The organism is Roseateles agri (assembly GCF_034043675.1).
In the GTDB taxonomy this organism is placed as follows: domain Bacteria; phylum Pseudomonadota; class Gammaproteobacteria; order Burkholderiales; family Burkholderiaceae_C; genus KK5.
Genome location: NZ_JAXCLA010000003.1, coordinates 654,642 through 668,045, shown reverse-complemented (window position 1 = coordinate 668,045; position 13,404 = coordinate 654,642). Strand labels below are relative to the sequence as shown.

At 67.5% G+C, this 13,404-nt stretch carries 13 protein-coding genes; 10 read left to right on the top strand and 3 right to left on the bottom strand.

From position 1 onward, the window contains the following. Positions 1-17 precede the first annotated feature (17 nt). The 7 genes from SNE35_RS11255 to SNE35_RS11225 all read left to right on the top strand — a co-directional run bounded on the left by SNE35_RS11255 (position 18) and on the right by SNE35_RS11225 (position 7,650). On the top strand, positions 18-3,581 hold the full coding sequence (locus SNE35_RS11255) for an indolepyruvate ferredoxin oxidoreductase family protein (protein ID WP_320422993.1): 3,564 nt from the start codon (positions 18-20) through the stop codon (positions 3,579-3,581). Positions 3,582-3,656: 75 nt separating this feature from the next. Further along, on the top strand, positions 3,657-4,025 hold the full coding sequence (locus SNE35_RS11250; protein ID WP_320422992.1) for a hypothetical protein: 369 nt from the start codon (positions 3,657-3,659) through the stop codon (positions 4,023-4,025). Between the two features lie 75 nt (positions 4,026-4,100). Then, the gene (locus SNE35_RS11245; protein WP_320422991.1) at positions 4,101-5,051 is read left to right on the top strand and encodes a DUF2167 domain-containing protein; all 951 of its coding nucleotides are present in this window, start codon (positions 4,101-4,103) and stop codon (positions 5,049-5,051) included. Further along, the gene (locus SNE35_RS11240; protein WP_320422990.1) at positions 5,048-5,764 is read left to right on the top strand and encodes a site-2 protease family protein; all 717 of its coding nucleotides are present in this window, start codon (positions 5,048-5,050) and stop codon (positions 5,762-5,764) included. Before SNE35_RS11245 ends, SNE35_RS11240 begins: the two co-directional genes overlap by 4 nt. A 129-nt stretch (positions 5,765-5,893) precedes the next feature. Beyond that, the gene (locus SNE35_RS11235; protein ID WP_320422989.1) at positions 5,894-6,448 is read left to right on the top strand and encodes a cytochrome b; all 555 of its coding nucleotides are present in this window, start codon (positions 5,894-5,896) and stop codon (positions 6,446-6,448) included. 22 nt (positions 6,449-6,470) lie between these two features. Beyond that, entirely contained in the window at positions 6,471-7,031 is a 561-nt protein-coding gene (locus SNE35_RS11230; RefSeq protein WP_320422988.1) for a YceI family protein, read from the top strand. 49 nt (positions 7,032-7,080) lie between these two features. Next, the gene (locus tag SNE35_RS11225; RefSeq protein WP_320422987.1) at positions 7,081-7,650 is read left to right on the top strand and encodes a YceI family protein; all 570 of its coding nucleotides are present in this window, start codon (positions 7,081-7,083) and stop codon (positions 7,648-7,650) included. A gap of 80 nt (positions 7,651-7,730) precedes the next feature. On the opposite strand, the gene SNE35_RS11220 is transcribed toward SNE35_RS11225, so the two are convergent. Then, positions 7,731-8,195, bottom strand: a complete 465-nt coding sequence (locus tag SNE35_RS11220; protein ID WP_320422986.1) for a response regulator — start codon at positions 8,193-8,195, stop codon at positions 7,731-7,733. A 10-nt stretch (positions 8,196-8,205) separates the two neighbouring features. Further along, the gene (locus SNE35_RS11215) at positions 8,206-9,594 is read right to left on the bottom strand and encodes an RAD55 family ATPase (RefSeq protein ID WP_320423157.1); all 1,389 of its coding nucleotides are present in this window, start codon (positions 9,592-9,594) and stop codon (positions 8,206-8,208) included. Positions 9,595-9,913: 319 nt separating this feature from the next. Here SNE35_RS11215 and SNE35_RS11210 point away from each other — a divergent pair, with 319 nt between their 5' ends. From SNE35_RS11210 to SNE35_RS11200, 3 genes are read left to right on the top strand one after another with little or no spacing between them, the layout of a single operon-like run. Further along, positions 9,914-11,353, top strand: a complete 1,440-nt coding sequence (locus SNE35_RS11210; RefSeq protein ID WP_320422985.1) for a sensor histidine kinase — start codon at positions 9,914-9,916, stop codon at positions 11,351-11,353. After that, on the top strand, positions 11,350-11,754 hold the full coding sequence (locus SNE35_RS11205) for a hypothetical protein (protein WP_320422984.1): 405 nt from the start codon (positions 11,350-11,352) through the stop codon (positions 11,752-11,754). The genes SNE35_RS11210 and SNE35_RS11205 overlap by 4 nt, the downstream gene beginning before the upstream one ends. Beyond that, on the top strand, positions 11,751-12,584 hold the full coding sequence (locus SNE35_RS11200) for a LytR/AlgR family response regulator transcription factor (RefSeq protein WP_320422983.1): 834 nt from the start codon (positions 11,751-11,753) through the stop codon (positions 12,582-12,584). Before SNE35_RS11205 ends, SNE35_RS11200 begins: the two co-directional genes overlap by 4 nt. Here the strand turns inward: SNE35_RS11200 and SNE35_RS11195 are convergent. Then, positions 12,571-13,245 carry a lysoplasmalogenase gene (locus tag SNE35_RS11195; protein ID WP_320422982.1) on the bottom strand — a complete coding sequence of 225 codons (675 nt, stop codon included), beginning with the start codon at positions 13,243-13,245 and terminating at the stop codon, positions 12,571-12,573. The genes SNE35_RS11200 and SNE35_RS11195 overlap by 14 nt on opposite strands. Positions 13,246-13,404 lie beyond the last annotated feature (159 nt).

Sequence of the window (13,404 nt, the reverse complement as noted above, 5' to 3'; positions counted from 1 at the left end):
CCAGGAGTCCCAGCCCGATGAACGCCCCTCTGCCCGAACACATCCTGCGCGCCCTAGAAAAGGTCACGCTGGACGACAAGTACGCGCTGGACGCCGGCCGCGCCTTCATGAGCGGCGTGCAGGCGCTCGTGCGGCTGCCGATGCTGCAGCGCACGCGCGACGCGATCGCCGGGCTGAACACGGCCGGCTTCATCAGCGGCTACCGCGGCTCCCCGCTGGGCGGCTACGACCAGGCGCTGATGCAGGCCAAGAAGCACCTGGCGGCGCAGAACATCGTGTTCCAGCCGGGCGTCAACGAAGAGCTGGGCGCCACCGCCGTCTGGGGCTCGCAGCAGCTGGACCTGTTCCCCGAGAAGAACAAGTTCGATGGCGTGTTCGGCATGTGGTACGGCAAGGGGCCGGGTGTCGACCGCTGCATCGACGTGTTCAAGCACGCCAACATGGCCGGCACCAGCAAGCACGGCGGCGTGATCGCCATCGCCGGCGACGACCACATCGCCAAGAGCTCCACCGCCGCTCACCAGAGCGACCACGTGTTCAAGGCCGTGGGCTTCCCGGTGTTCTTCCCGACCAGCGTGCAGGACATCCTCGACATGGGCCTGCACGCCTTCGCGATGAGCCGCTACTCGGGCCTGTGGTCGGGCCTGAAGACGATCCAGGAGATCGTCGAATCGTCCGCCTCGGTCAGCGTCGATCCGGACCGCGTCAACATCATCCTGCCGGAAGACTTCCAGATGCCGCCAGGCGGCCTGCACATCCGCTGGCCCGATCCGCCGCTGGAGCAGGAAGCGCGGATGATGGATTACAAGTGGTACGCCGCGCTGGCCTACATCCGCGCCAACAAGCTGAACTACAACGTCGTCTCCACCGATCACGACCGCTTCGGCATCATGGCCAGCGGCAAGGCCTGGAACGACACTCGCCAGGCGCTGCACGACCTGGGCCTGGACGACGACACCTGCCGGCGCCTGGGCATCCGGCTGCACAAGGTCAACGTCGTGTGGCCGCTGGAGGCCACCATCACGCGCGACTTCGCCACCGGCCTCAAGGAAATCCTGGTCGTCGAAGAGAAGCGCCAGATGATCGAGTACCAGCTGAAGGAAGAGCTGTACGGCTGGCGCTCCGACGTGCGCCCCAACGTGCTGGGCAAGTTCGACGAGATCGATGGCGACAACAGCGGCGGCGAATGGAGCCTGCCGAACCCGAGCAAGAACTGGCTGCTGCGCCCGCAAGCCGACCTGACGCCGGCCATCATCGCCCGCGCCATCGCCAAGCGCATGAAGAAGCTGGGCGTGGACGCCGACGTGCAGGCCCGCCTGGACGCTCGCATCGCCGTGATCGACGCCAAGGAGCAGTCGCTCAAGTCCGAAGAGAAGACCGCTGGCGGCGCCGATCGCACGCCCTGGTTCTGCTCCGGCTGCCCGCACAACACCTCCACCCGCGTGCCCGAGGGCTCGCGCGCGGTGGCCGGCATCGGCTGCCACTACATGGTGAGCTGGATGCCAGGCCGCAACACGGCCACCTTCACGCAAATGGGCGGCGAGGGCGTGCCCTGGGTCGGCCAGGCCGCGTTCACCAACGAGAAGCACATCTTCGCCAACCTGGGCGACGGCACCTACTTCCACAGCGGCCTGCTGGCGATCCGCCAGAGCATCGCCGCCGGCGTGAACATCACCTACAAGATCCTCTACAACGACGCGGTCGCGATGACCGGCGGCCAGCAGGTGGGCGAGCGGCCGGAAGGCCACAGCGTGATGCAGATCATGCAGAGCGTGACGGCCGAGGGCGTGAGCAAGCTGTGCATCGTCACCGACGAGCCGGGTAAGTACAACGGCGTCTCGCTGCTGGCCGGCGTGGAGGTCCACCACCGCGACAAGCTGGATGACATCCAGCGCGAGTTCCGCGAGATCAAGGGCACCTCGGTCATCATCTACGACCAGACCTGCGCCACCGAGAAGCGCCGCCGCCGCAAGCGTGGCAAGCTGGCCGACCCGGCCAAGCGCGTCGTCATCAACGAGCTGGTCTGCGAAGGCTGCGGCGACTGCTCGGTGCAATCGAACTGCCTGTCGGTCGAGCCGCTGGAGACCGATTTCGGCCGCAAGCGCCAGATCAACCAGAACACCTGCAACAAGGACTACTCCTGCGTGAAGGGCTTCTGCCCGAGCTTCGTCACCGTCGAGGGCGGCGAGCTGAAGAAGCCGAAGAAGGACAAGCGCATCAGCCCCTTCGACGCCTCGCTGCCGCCGATCGCGATGCCGGCCGTGCCCAACGCCGACCAGGCCTGGGGCATCGTCGTCGCCGGCGTCGGCGGCACCGGCGTCATCACCATCGGCCAGTTGCTGGGCATGGCCGCCCACCTCGAAGGCAAGGGCGTGATCACGCAGGACGCCGCGGGCCTGGCACAGAAGGGCGGCTCGACCTGGAGCCACATCCAGATCGCCAACCGCGCGGACGACATCTACTGCACCAAGGTCGGCACGGCGGAAGCGGATCTGGTGATCGCCTGCGACTCGATCGTCGCGGCGAACAAGAGCACGCTGGCGGTGATGCGCGAAGGCCGTACCTTCGTCGCGCTGAACACGCACGGCTCGCCGACGGCCAACCTCGTCAACGACGCGAACTGGAGCTTCCCGGGCGCGGCCTGCGAGAGCGCTGTAGCCAAGGCCGTCGGCAACGAACACCTGGGCATGTTCGACGCCGAGGAAGTGGCCGTGAAGCTGCTCGGCGACTCGCTGTACACGAACCCGCTGATGTTGGGCTACGCCTGGCAGCAGGGCCGCGTGCCGCTCAGCTACGACGCGCTGATGCGCGCCATCGAGCTGAACAATGTGCAGATCGACAACAACAAGGCCGCCTTCGAATGGGGCCGCCGCTGCGCCGTCGATCTGGCCGCCGTGCAGGGCCTGTTCGCGGCCCGCCAGGTGATCCAGATCGTCAAGCGCCCGGGCGTGGACGAGATCGTCACCAAGCGCGTGGACTTCCTCACCGGCTACCAGGACGCGGCCTACGCGGCCCAGTACAAGGCCTTCATCGACAAGGTTCGCGCGGCCGAGGCCAAGCTCGGCCCGGGCACGAAGCTGACGGAAGCGGTCGCCCGCTACCTGTTCAAGCTGATGGCCTACAAGGACGAGTACGAGGTCGCCCGCCTGCACACCGACAAGAGCTTCACCGACAAGATCGCTTCGCAGTTCGAAGGCGACTACAAGCTCGTGCACCACCTGGCCCCGCCGCTGACGGCCAAGAAGAACGCCAAGGGCGAACTGGTCAAGCAGCAGATGGGTGGCTGGATCCGCCCGGCCTTCGGCCTGCTGGCCAAGATGAAGGGCCTGCGCGGTGGCGCGCTGGACGTCTTTGGCTACACCGACGAGCGCAAGACCGAGCGCGCGCTGATCGGCGAGTACAAGGACAGCATCGACGAGATCCTGGCCAAGGGCCTCAGCGCCGAACGCCTGGCGCTGGCCGTGGACATCGCGCGCATCCCGGAAGAGATCCGCGGCTATGGCCACGTCAAGCACCGCCACCTGGTCGCCGCGCGCGCCAAGTGGGCGGAGCTGATGACGCAGTGGCGCGCGGCCGCCTGAGGCCGCGCTGATACGTCGAGCAAGTGGCCCGATCGAGCGGCTGTCTGGAAACAGTCGCTCGATAGACTGCGCGGCATGAACAATTCCGTCTTCACGCAGTCCGAGTTCTGGCTGCTGGTGCTGTTCTCGACGGTGCTGCCCTTCGCGATCTACCGCTGGCTCTGGGCACGGCGTTCGGTGTCTCCCGCGGCGCTGATGAGCTTCGCGGTCTGCCTGGTGGTGCTGGCCGGGCTCGATGTCTACCTGCTCCAGCTGTTGCGGCGGGCCGCGCTGGGCACCGCCTGGCTGGTTGACGACGCGATCTTCGCGTCGGAGCTGTCGACGGCGCTCTACCTGCTGCCAGCGCTGTTCGGCGGCATCGGCATCAACATCGCCTCGCACGTGCTGATCCGCCATTTCGAGCCTGCGGAAAAGCGCTTCGAGCGCGCGCACCGGGGCGAATAGGGGGTCGGGCAAGTGCCGGGTGGCACGCCCGCGGACACGCCCTAGACTGGCGCCCTCTTCAGGGACCAGCAAAAAATGTTCACAGTCAATTCCTCGACGGGGCGCATCGCCGCCCTGCTCGTGTGCCTGCTCACGGCACTCGCCACCCCGCTCAGCAGCCATGCCGATGAGCGCTCCGCCGTCGACGATCGCAAGCAGGCCTTCGCCGACGCCGATGCAGCCAAGCTCGTCGGCCCCAAGGACATCCCGCTGGCCGGCCAGGCCGTGCTGCACCTGCCGGCCGGCGAGGTCTTCATCCCGCAGCCGCAGGCGGCGCGGATGCTCGTCGCGATGGGCAATCCCGGCACCCACGGTGACCTGCAGGGCCTCGTGTTCCCGCAGAGCGAGCAGGACCAATGGTTCGCCACCGTGCGCTACATCGCCTCCGGCTACGTCAAGGACGGCGACGCCAAGGAATGGGATGCCGACGAGATGCTGAAGTCCTTCCGCGAAGGCACCGAGGAGGCCAACGCGGAGCGCCAGAAGATGGGCATCCCGGCGATGGAGATCGTCGGCTGGGCCGAGAAGCCGACCTATGACGCGACCGCGCACCGCCTCGTCTGGGCGATGAGCTCGCGCGACAAGGGCGCGCCGGCCGACGCGGCGCAGGGCGTCAACTACAACACCTACGCGCTGGGCCGCGAGGGCTACATCAGCCTGAACCTGATCACCGGCCTGAACGAGCTGCCCGGCGAGAAGCACTACGCCCACGAGCTGCTGTCCGCGCTGGACTTCAACGAAGGCAAGCGCTACGCGGACTTCAACTCCTCCACCGACCACGTGGCCGAGTACGGCCTGGCCGCGCTGGTGCTGGGCGTGGGTGCGAAGAAGCTGGGCCTGCTGGCCATCGCCTTCGGCTTCCTCGCCAAGTTCGCCAAGCTGGGCGTGCTGCTGCTGGCAGGCATCGGCGCCGGCGCGGCCAAGCTGTTCGGCCGCAAGAAGAAGACGGTGGAGGCGACGACCCCGGTGGAGCCACCCCAGGCATGAAGCTGCTGCTCCTGCTCTTCTCGGGCCTGAAGTTCGGCAAGCTGCTCGCCAGCGGCGGCACGATGCTGCTGTCGCTGCTGGTCTACGCCGCCATCTACGGCTGGCGCTACGCGGCGGGCTTCATCGCGCTGCTGTTCGTGCACGAGATGGGCCACTACCTCGCCGCGCGCCACAAGGGCCTGCCGGTGGGGCTGCCGACCTTCATCCCCTTCGTCGGCGCCTGGATCGAGCTGAAGCAGATGCCGCACGACGCGCAGACCGAGGCCTTCGTCGGCCTCGGCGGGCCGCTGCTGGGCACCGTCGGCGCGACGCTGTGCTACCTGCTGGCGCGCAACTGGGATGCCGACTGGCTGCTGGCCGTCTCCTATGCCGGCTTCTTCCTGAACCTGTTCAACCTGATCCCCTTGTCGCCCTTCGACGGTGGCCGCATCACCGCGGTGCTGTCGCCGCGGATCTGGCTGCTGGGCGTGCCGGTGCTCGTCGGCCTGTTCTTCTGGCGGCCCAGCCCGATCCTGATCCTGTTCGCCATCCTGGCCTATCCGCAGGTGATGAAGGCCTTGCGCTTCCGCAAGGACAGCCTCGAGGCGCAGACCTACTACGCGGTGCCCGCCGCGGTGAAGTGGGAATACGGCAGCTACTACCTGGTGCTGGCCGCCTTCCTCGCGCTGATGACGCACGACGTGCACGAGATGCTGGCGCGCCCCGGCGCCTGAAAAGGCCGCGGCCAAGCGCCGCGCGCCTGCCGGTGTTCAAATTGACTGAACCTTGGGGTCAAGCGGCGTGAACCACCGCCGCGGGTCCGCCGCGGACACTCCGTCCCACACCGACAGGATCAGCCAGCCATGCCGCACCGCCCGTCCCCCTCCAGCAGCTCGCGCTACGGCGCCGTCGCCATCGCCTTCCACTGGCTGCTGGCGCTGGCGATCATCTGCGCGTTCTGCGTCGGCCTCTACATGTCGGATCTGCCCTTCTCGCTGACGCGGCTGAAGCTCTACAACTGGCACAAGTGGGCCGGCGTCACGATCCTGCTGCTGTCGGCGCTGCGCCTGCTCTGGCGCCTGGCCAACAAGCCGCCGGCCGACGTGCCGATGCCCGCCTGGCAGGCCCGCGCCGCGCACCTGACGCACGGCCTGCTCTACCTCCTGTTCTTCGCCGTTCCGCTGGCCGGCTGGGCCTACAGCTCGGCCAAGGGCTTCCCGATCGTCTGGTTCGGCGTCATTCCGCTGCCGGACTTCGTGCCCAAGGACGAAGCGCTGGCCGAGACGCTGAAGGCGGCCCACAAGTACCTCGCCTTCGGACTGGCCGCGCTGGTGCTGGCCCACGTGGGCGCCGCGCTGAAGCACCATTTCATCGACCGCGACGGCCTGTTGCAGCGCATGCTGCCGGTCGGCCGCTGATTTCCCAGGAGCCGTGAAAAGCATGAAGAAGATCCTCCTTGCCGGCCTGCTGGCCGTCGCCGCCGGTACATCGTTCGCCCAGGCCAAGCTGCTGCCCGCGCAGAGCGAACTGGGCTTCACCAGCAAGCAGATGGGCGTGCCGGTGGACGGCAAGTTCAAGAAGTTCGACGCGCAGCTGACCGGCTTCGACCCGAAGAAGCCCGATGCCGCCAAGGTCAGCATCACGATCGACATGGCCAGCGCCTCGCTGGGCGATCCGGCCTTCGACGCCGAGCTGGTCAAGGCCGACTGGTTCGACGCCAAGAAGAACCCGCAAGCCACCTTCCAGAGCACCGCCGTCAAGGCTGCCGGCCCCGGCAAGTTCGAGGTGGCCGGCAAGCTGACGATCAAGGGCCAGGTGCAGAACGTCACCGTCCCGCTGACCTTGACCCAGGCCGGTGGCACCTCCACCGCCAGCGGCATCGTCCCGATCAAGCGCCTGGCCTTCAAGATCGGCCAGGGCGACTGGACCGACACCTCGGTCGTCGCCGACGACGTTCAGGTCAAGTTCAAGCTCGCCTTCAGCGGCATCGCCGCGCAGTAATTCCCCCGACGACCCACAACCCTTTTCCAACCGCAAGGAACTCATCCCCATGATCAAGAAAGCCCTCTTCGCCGCCGCCCTGCTGGCCGCCGGTTTCGCCCACGCCGAAACCGCCACCTACGCCGTCGACCCGACGCACACCTTCGTCACCTACGAGATCCTGCACTTCGGCACCTCGACGAACCGCGGCCGTTTCGACCAGAAGGAAGGCACCGTCCAGTTGGACAAGGCCGCCAAGACCGGCAAGGTCGACATCACCTTCCAGATCGGCTCCGTCAACACCGGCGTGGCAGCGATGAACACCCACCTGAAGAGCGACGATTTCTTCTCGGCCGAGAAGTTCCCGACGGCCCAGTTCGTCGGTGACAAGTTCAGCTTCGACGGCGACAAGGTCACGGCCGTCAGCGGCAACCTGACGATGAAGGGCAAGACCGCCCCGGTCACCTTGAACGCGAAGAACTTCAACTGCTACCAGAACCCGATGCTCAAGCGCGAAGTCTGCGGCGGCGACTTCGACGCCGTGATCGACCGCACGAACTGGGGCATCGACTACGGCCTGGCCTACGGTTTCTCGAAGAACGTTCACCTGGTGATCCAGGTCGAAGCCGTCAAGCAGTAAGTAAGCGCAGAGAGCGCCAGAAGCTGAGACAGGCAGCCCCATAGGTTGAGAAGCCTATGGGGCTGTTGCTTGAGCGAACCTCAGTCCGGAGGAATTTCGATGCCGCGCAGCAACTGCCGCAACGAGAAGTCCATCTCCTCGCTGCGTTCTTCGCGATCGCCGGCGGACAGCAAGGGCTGCGGGCGCCCGCTGGCGGCAAGGTGGGCCAGCAGCTTCAGCAGGCTGTCTGCGGAATAGGGCTTGGCGACGAAGGCGTCGTAGTCCTTGAAGGTGGCCCGCACGACCGACTCCTGCGTGCCGCTGAGCAGGACGAAGGGAATGTCCCGCAGCGCCGGTGCGGCACGCACGGCCTGGCCCAGTTCACCGCCCGTCATGTGCGGCATCATGAAATCGGACAGGATCACCGCGGGTCGCTCCCCGCTCAGCAGCGCGAGCGCGTCGCGTCCGTTGGCGGCGTGGACGACACGGTAGCCCTCGGCCTCCAGCAACAGGCGGAGCACCTCGGCGTTGCCGTACTCGTCTTCCACGAATAGGACAAGCTTCATCATGGCGGGCCTAGCTGTTCCCTGAAGCGGGGAGTTCCGGCCCGCCGAGTGTCAGTTCGATCCGGCCGACCTGCGCCCGGGTGCCGCGAAGCTTGCGAAGCCCCAGCGACCGGGCGCTATTGCCGCCGTCCGCAGGGCGGCTCAGGTCGATCACGTTGTCGAACCAGCCAAGCAGGCCTTCCGCGAGCGGCGCACCGGCCGCGACGGACAGCGCCGTCGGGTCCATCGTGAACAGCGAGGTGATACCGCGCTGCTTCAGTTCCCGCACCAGGCGACCGATGAATCGGTAGCCGCGTTCAGGAAAGGCGACGGTATCGGCAAATCCGGCCAGGCCGTCCACGACGAGGCGCCCGGCGCCGAGTTCATGCGCGAGCCGCAGCAAGCGGTGGCCCATCTCGTCCATGCCCTCATCCTCCTGCCCTGCTCCGTGGATCTGCAGCGCACCGCTATCCAGCAGGGCGCCGACCGGCAGTTGAAACGCCTGACCCAAGCGGCACAGTTCTCCGGCGTTTTCGCTACAGGCAAACAGCAGGCCCGGGTCGGCTGACGTCGCCTGTGCCGCGAAAGCCAGCGCCAGAAGCGTCTTGCCCGCGCCGCTGTCGCCGACCACCAGGGTGCTGCTGCCAGGCGTGAGGCCACCCGTTTCCAGCGCCGCGTCCAGCGCCGGCACGCCGGACGGCACGGCCGCGGAGTGCGCTCGCGCTTCGGGTGGGTCTTCGACCGGCAGGCCTTCCAGCCGCGGGAAGAAGCGCAGGCCGTGTTTGGTGATGCAGAAAGTGTGCTTGCCGCGCTCGACGGCGCTGCCGCGGAACTTGCGAACCTGGATGCGACGCTCCGCCCGCCATTGGTAGATGTAGTCCTCGAAGGCGAAGATTCCGTCGACCATGGTCTGCTCCGCATTGAGCGACCGCCCGTTGCCGCTGGTCAGCAGCAGGCCGGTGCAGCCCATCGCCGAGGCCAGGCTCTGGAGGCCATGGACGAACTGCCGGATGCTCTCCTCGGGGCGCGAGGCGAGGTTCTCCACGACCAGGCCGTCCACGACGAACAGTTCCGCCCGGTGCCGCGACAGTTCGCTGCGCATCAGGTCCACCACCGCCTTCAAGCCCTGCTCCTCCATCTCGCGGTAGCCGCTGATGTAGATCACCGAAGCATTCACCGCGTTGGGGTCGAAGAAGGTCTGGCCGCTCATGTGCTGCACCATGCGCGAGTGCGACTCGGCCAGCATCGTCATGTAGAGCGTCTTCTTGCCGGCTCGCGCATGAGCGGCATACGCGATCTGGTTCGCCAGGGTCGTCTTGCCGGCGCCCGGCGGGCCTTCGAAGATGTAGACACCGCCCTCGAACAAGCCGCCGTGCAGGATCTCATCGAGCCCCGGGACGGACGTGGGAAGCCGGGTCATCGCGCTCAAGCGAGCCTCCGCGCGGCAATTTGGATGGTCTTCGGGCGCATGTCTGAATCTGTTGTGCCCCTCGGGGCGAATGCTCGGACGCCGGCTGGCTCGGCACACAATCATCGGCCACTTTGACAAGGCGGGGGCGGCGTCTGCCCTCTATTTGACACCGGGCCTGGAGCGGCGGGGCCGATCCGGCGTCACCGGCCTGTCACGATTGGGTGCATTTCAGCCCGCCGCGGCGACGGCGCATCGCTTCCCGCCAGCCCCGGCCGCGGCGCATGCGTACAGTGCAAACCGTCGAACAAAGATCCGTTGGTACCGCCCCATGACTCCCGCAGCACCGTCCACACCGCCTTCGCTCACTGCCTACCAGCGCTGGCAGCGCTTCAGCAGCACCGCCGTGCGCTGGTTTCACATCTATGCGAATTGGCTGGTCGGGATCAGCTGGAAGCGCTTCATCGTCTACGCGATCGTGCTGCTGATCGGCACGAACATCATCCAGGAACTGCCACCGTTCACCTGGCGCGTCAGCGAGCACGTCGACGCCGAGGACCTGCCGGTCGTCAAACCGGCCAAGCCGGCCAAACCCGCGAAAGCCGCCAAGGCGGCCAAGCCGGTGATCAGCCTGGACAAGCCGATCCACTACGAGGTGACGATCGACGAGCGGGGCGTGCGCATCCATCCGACGAACGCGGCATCGGCGGCGTCAGCGGCCTCTTCGGCAGCCTCGTCGGCTTCCGATGCGTCCAGCAGCGACTCCAACAGCGACCTGCCCTCCGTCAACATCGATTTCGGCAAGGAAGGCAAGACCGAGGACATCAAGCGCGCCGTCGAGCAGGCCCGCCAGGCGCTGGAAGACGCGGCGCAGGACGCCCGTGATGCTGCCCGCGAAGCGGCCGACGAGCAAAAGGCTGCCGACGAGGCCACCGCCGAAGCCCAGCGCATGCCGCGCACCCGCACGACGATCTACCGCCTGGGCGACTTCCTCGTCAACCTGGCTGTGTTCTGGATCCTGGCCTCCGCGCTGCTGAAGGCGACCTACAAGGGCCGCATCGTGGCCGAGCAGAAGGCCGCCGTGGCGGCCGAGACGGCCGAGGCCGAATCGCTGAAGCGCCAGGTCGTCGAGGCGCGGATGGCGGCGATGCAGGCGCAGGTCGAGCCGCACTTCCTGTTCAACACGCTGGCGTCCATCGACCACCTGATCGAGACCGATCCGCCGCGTGCCTCGCAGATGCAGAAGAACCTGATCGCGCTGCTGCGCGCCTCTATGCCGACGATGCGCGAGGCCAATGCCACCGGCGTGCGCGACCTGGGCCGCGAGCTGGCCGTCATCAAGCCCTATCTGGAGATCCTCAAGGTGCGCATGGAGGAGCGGCTGCAGACCGAGATCGACGTGCCCGAAGGCCTGCTCTCGGCCGAGTTCCCGCCGATGATGATCCAGGGCCTGGTCGAGAACGCGATCAAGCACGGGCTGGAGCCCAAGGCCGAGGGCGGCAGCCTGCGGGTCAAGGCCGAGATCGTGCACGGCAAGCTCGCCGTCACCGTGGCCGACACGGGTCTGGGCTTCGGCCGCGCCGCCACCAGCGGCACCGGCGTGGGCCTGGCCAATATCCGCGAGCGGCTGATGCTGCTCTACGGCCCGCGCGCCGCCGTCACCGTCACCGAGAACCAGCCCAGCGGCACCAAGGTCACCATCACCGTGCCCTACGTCAGCCGCGCCGGCGACGACCACCCCTCTGCCAACAACGAAGGAGCGAAAGCATGATGCGCACCCTGTTCCGATTCCTGGCCCTGGCCATGCTGGCCTGCATCGTCCTCAGCGTGATCGGCGGCGGCGCGCTGATGCATGAGATCTGGAGCGACGGCGTCCACATCAGCGTGGACGGCGACGAGGTGTTCGGCGCCAGCGGCGCGTTCGATGGCCTCGGTGCCCTGCTCGGCGTGGTCATCGCCGGGCTCGTGCTGTGCGTGGTGCTGCCGCTGGTGCTGCTGTTCAGCATCGGCCTGCCGCTGCTGATCGTCGGCTGCATCGTGGCCGCCGTGCTGGGCGCCGGTGCCGTCGCCTGCTCGCCGCTGATCCTGTTCATCCTGCTGATGGTGTGGCTGCTGCGCCGGAACAAACCCCGTCGCGCCACACGGCGGAATGAACCTAACATTGCGGCATGACTGACACCTCCACTCCCCGTGTACGGGCCGTCCTGGCCGATGACGAACGACTGATGCGCGAACAGCTGCGCGGCCGCCTCACCGAGGTCTGGCCCGAGCTGGACATCGTGGCCGAGGCGAAGAACGGGCTGGAGGCCGTCGAGCTGGTCCGCGAACACAAGCCGGATCTGGTCTTCCTCGACATCCGCATGCCTGGCCTGACCGGCGTCGACGCCGCCCGCCAGATCGCCCAACTTCCCGAGGACGACGACTGGCTGGTGCCCGAGATCGTCTTCATCACCGCCTACGACCAGTACGCGGTCGAGGCCTTCGAGCAGGGTGTGGCCGACTACGTGCTGAAGCCCGCCGAGCGCGAGCGGCTGACGGTGACGGTGGCGCGGATCAAGAAGCGCCTGGCACAGCGCGAAGACGCCGAAGAAGCGCCAGCCTCGGCGACCGCGGCCGCGCCGCTGCAGCAGCTGCTGCACAAGCTGTCCTCGCAGATGAACCCGGGCGGCAAGCCCAGCTACCTGCAGTGGATTCAGGCCAGCGTCGGCCAGGCGATCCAGATGATCCCGGTCGAGGACGTGCTGTTCTTCATCAGCGATGAGAAGTACACCCGCGTGCAGACCGCCAAGCTGGAAGCGCTGATCCGCAAGCCGATCAAGGAACTGGTCGACGAGCTGGACCCCGAGCTCTTCTGGCAGATCCACCGCTCCACCTTGGTCAACGCCCGCGCGATCGACGGCATCACCCGCGACTTCCGCGGCCGGCAACTGGTCGGCGTGCGGGGGCTGACGGAGAAGCTCGAAGTCAGCCGCAGCTACACGCACCTCTTTAAGGGGATGTAGCCCTCCCCTCCGCCGGCTGCAGCCAGGCCGCGATGCAGTACTGCGCCGCCCAATAGGTCGGCAGCACCGCCAAGCTGGCGGCCGGCACCGGGCCGGCGAACTTGTTCAGGGCCAGGCAGCCGTCGGAAGCGAAGAACAGCGCGCCGCCCAGCGCGAGCTTCCACGCACCGTCGAGTTTGCCGATGGCACCGGCCTGGGCCGCCATCGCGCTGAGGAACACGACATAGGCCGCCACCGGCACGCGCAGCGGCACCGGGATGCCGGGCCACAGGTAGCTCAGCACCGCCAGCGCGACCAGGCCGTAGGCGACGAAGCTCCAGGGCCAGGCCGCCAGCCGCCGCACCCGCGTGAAGGCCCAGAGGTAGGCCAGGTGTGCGGCGAGGAAGGCCAGCAGGCCGGCAATGAAACCCTGCGGCCACAGCAGCGCGACGTCGCCGAGCAGCGAGAACACGAGGCCGGCCAGCACCCAGCGCCGCACGATCGGCGTGGCGCGCCCGCGCGGCCACGCCAGCACGATGATCAGGATCGTCGTCAGCGGCTTGAACAGGAAGGCCGCGTCGCGGGGCAGACCCAGGTCCTCCTGTGCGAGGTAGCAGGCAACAGCGCTGGCGAAGATGAGCAGAGGCAGCAGCCGGGCCATCGCGGAACGGGTCTTTTCCATTGGCGCGATTCTGTCCGCGCGCACCGGGCGCGCAGCCCCGGGAAAGCCCGCCCGGGGCCGCCCCGATGGCCGACCAAGAATGCAGCCCAGCCGCACGAACGGACCGTTCATCGCATCGCCCAGGCGGCCGCCGCCTGCCGCGGCCACACTCGCGCCGCC

Coding starts and splice junctions, on each gene's coding strand:
- SNE35_RS11255 (WP_320422993.1), top strand. CDS start 18: ATGAACGCCCCTCTGCCCGAACACATCCTGCGCGCCCTAGAAAAGGTC.
- SNE35_RS11250 (WP_320422992.1), top strand. CDS start 3,657: ATGAACAATTCCGTCTTCACGCAGTCCGAGTTCTGGCTGCTGGTGCTG.
- SNE35_RS11245 (WP_320422991.1), top strand. CDS start 4,101: ATGTTCACAGTCAATTCCTCGACGGGGCGCATCGCCGCCCTGCTCGTG.
- SNE35_RS11240 (WP_320422990.1), top strand. CDS start 5,048: ATGAAGCTGCTGCTCCTGCTCTTCTCGGGCCTGAAGTTCGGCAAGCTG.
- SNE35_RS11235 (WP_320422989.1), top strand. CDS start 5,894: ATGCCGCACCGCCCGTCCCCCTCCAGCAGCTCGCGCTACGGCGCCGTC.
- SNE35_RS11230 (WP_320422988.1), top strand. CDS start 6,471: ATGAAGAAGATCCTCCTTGCCGGCCTGCTGGCCGTCGCCGCCGGTACA.
- SNE35_RS11225 (WP_320422987.1), top strand. CDS start 7,081: ATGATCAAGAAAGCCCTCTTCGCCGCCGCCCTGCTGGCCGCCGGTTTC.
- SNE35_RS11220 (WP_320422986.1), bottom strand. CDS start 8,195: ATGAAGCTTGTCCTATTCGTGGAAGACGAGTACGGCAACGCCGAGGTG.
- SNE35_RS11215 (WP_320423157.1), bottom strand. CDS start 9,594: ATGACCCGGCTTCCCACGTCCGTCCCGGGGCTCGATGAGATCCTGCAC.
- SNE35_RS11210 (WP_320422985.1), top strand. CDS start 9,914: ATGACTCCCGCAGCACCGTCCACACCGCCTTCGCTCACTGCCTACCAG.
- SNE35_RS11205 (WP_320422984.1), top strand. CDS start 11,350: ATGATGCGCACCCTGTTCCGATTCCTGGCCCTGGCCATGCTGGCCTGC.
- SNE35_RS11200 (WP_320422983.1), top strand. CDS start 11,751: ATGACTGACACCTCCACTCCCCGTGTACGGGCCGTCCTGGCCGATGAC.
- SNE35_RS11195 (WP_320422982.1), bottom strand. CDS start 13,245: ATGGAAAAGACCCGTTCCGCGATGGCCCGGCTGCTGCCTCTGCTCATC.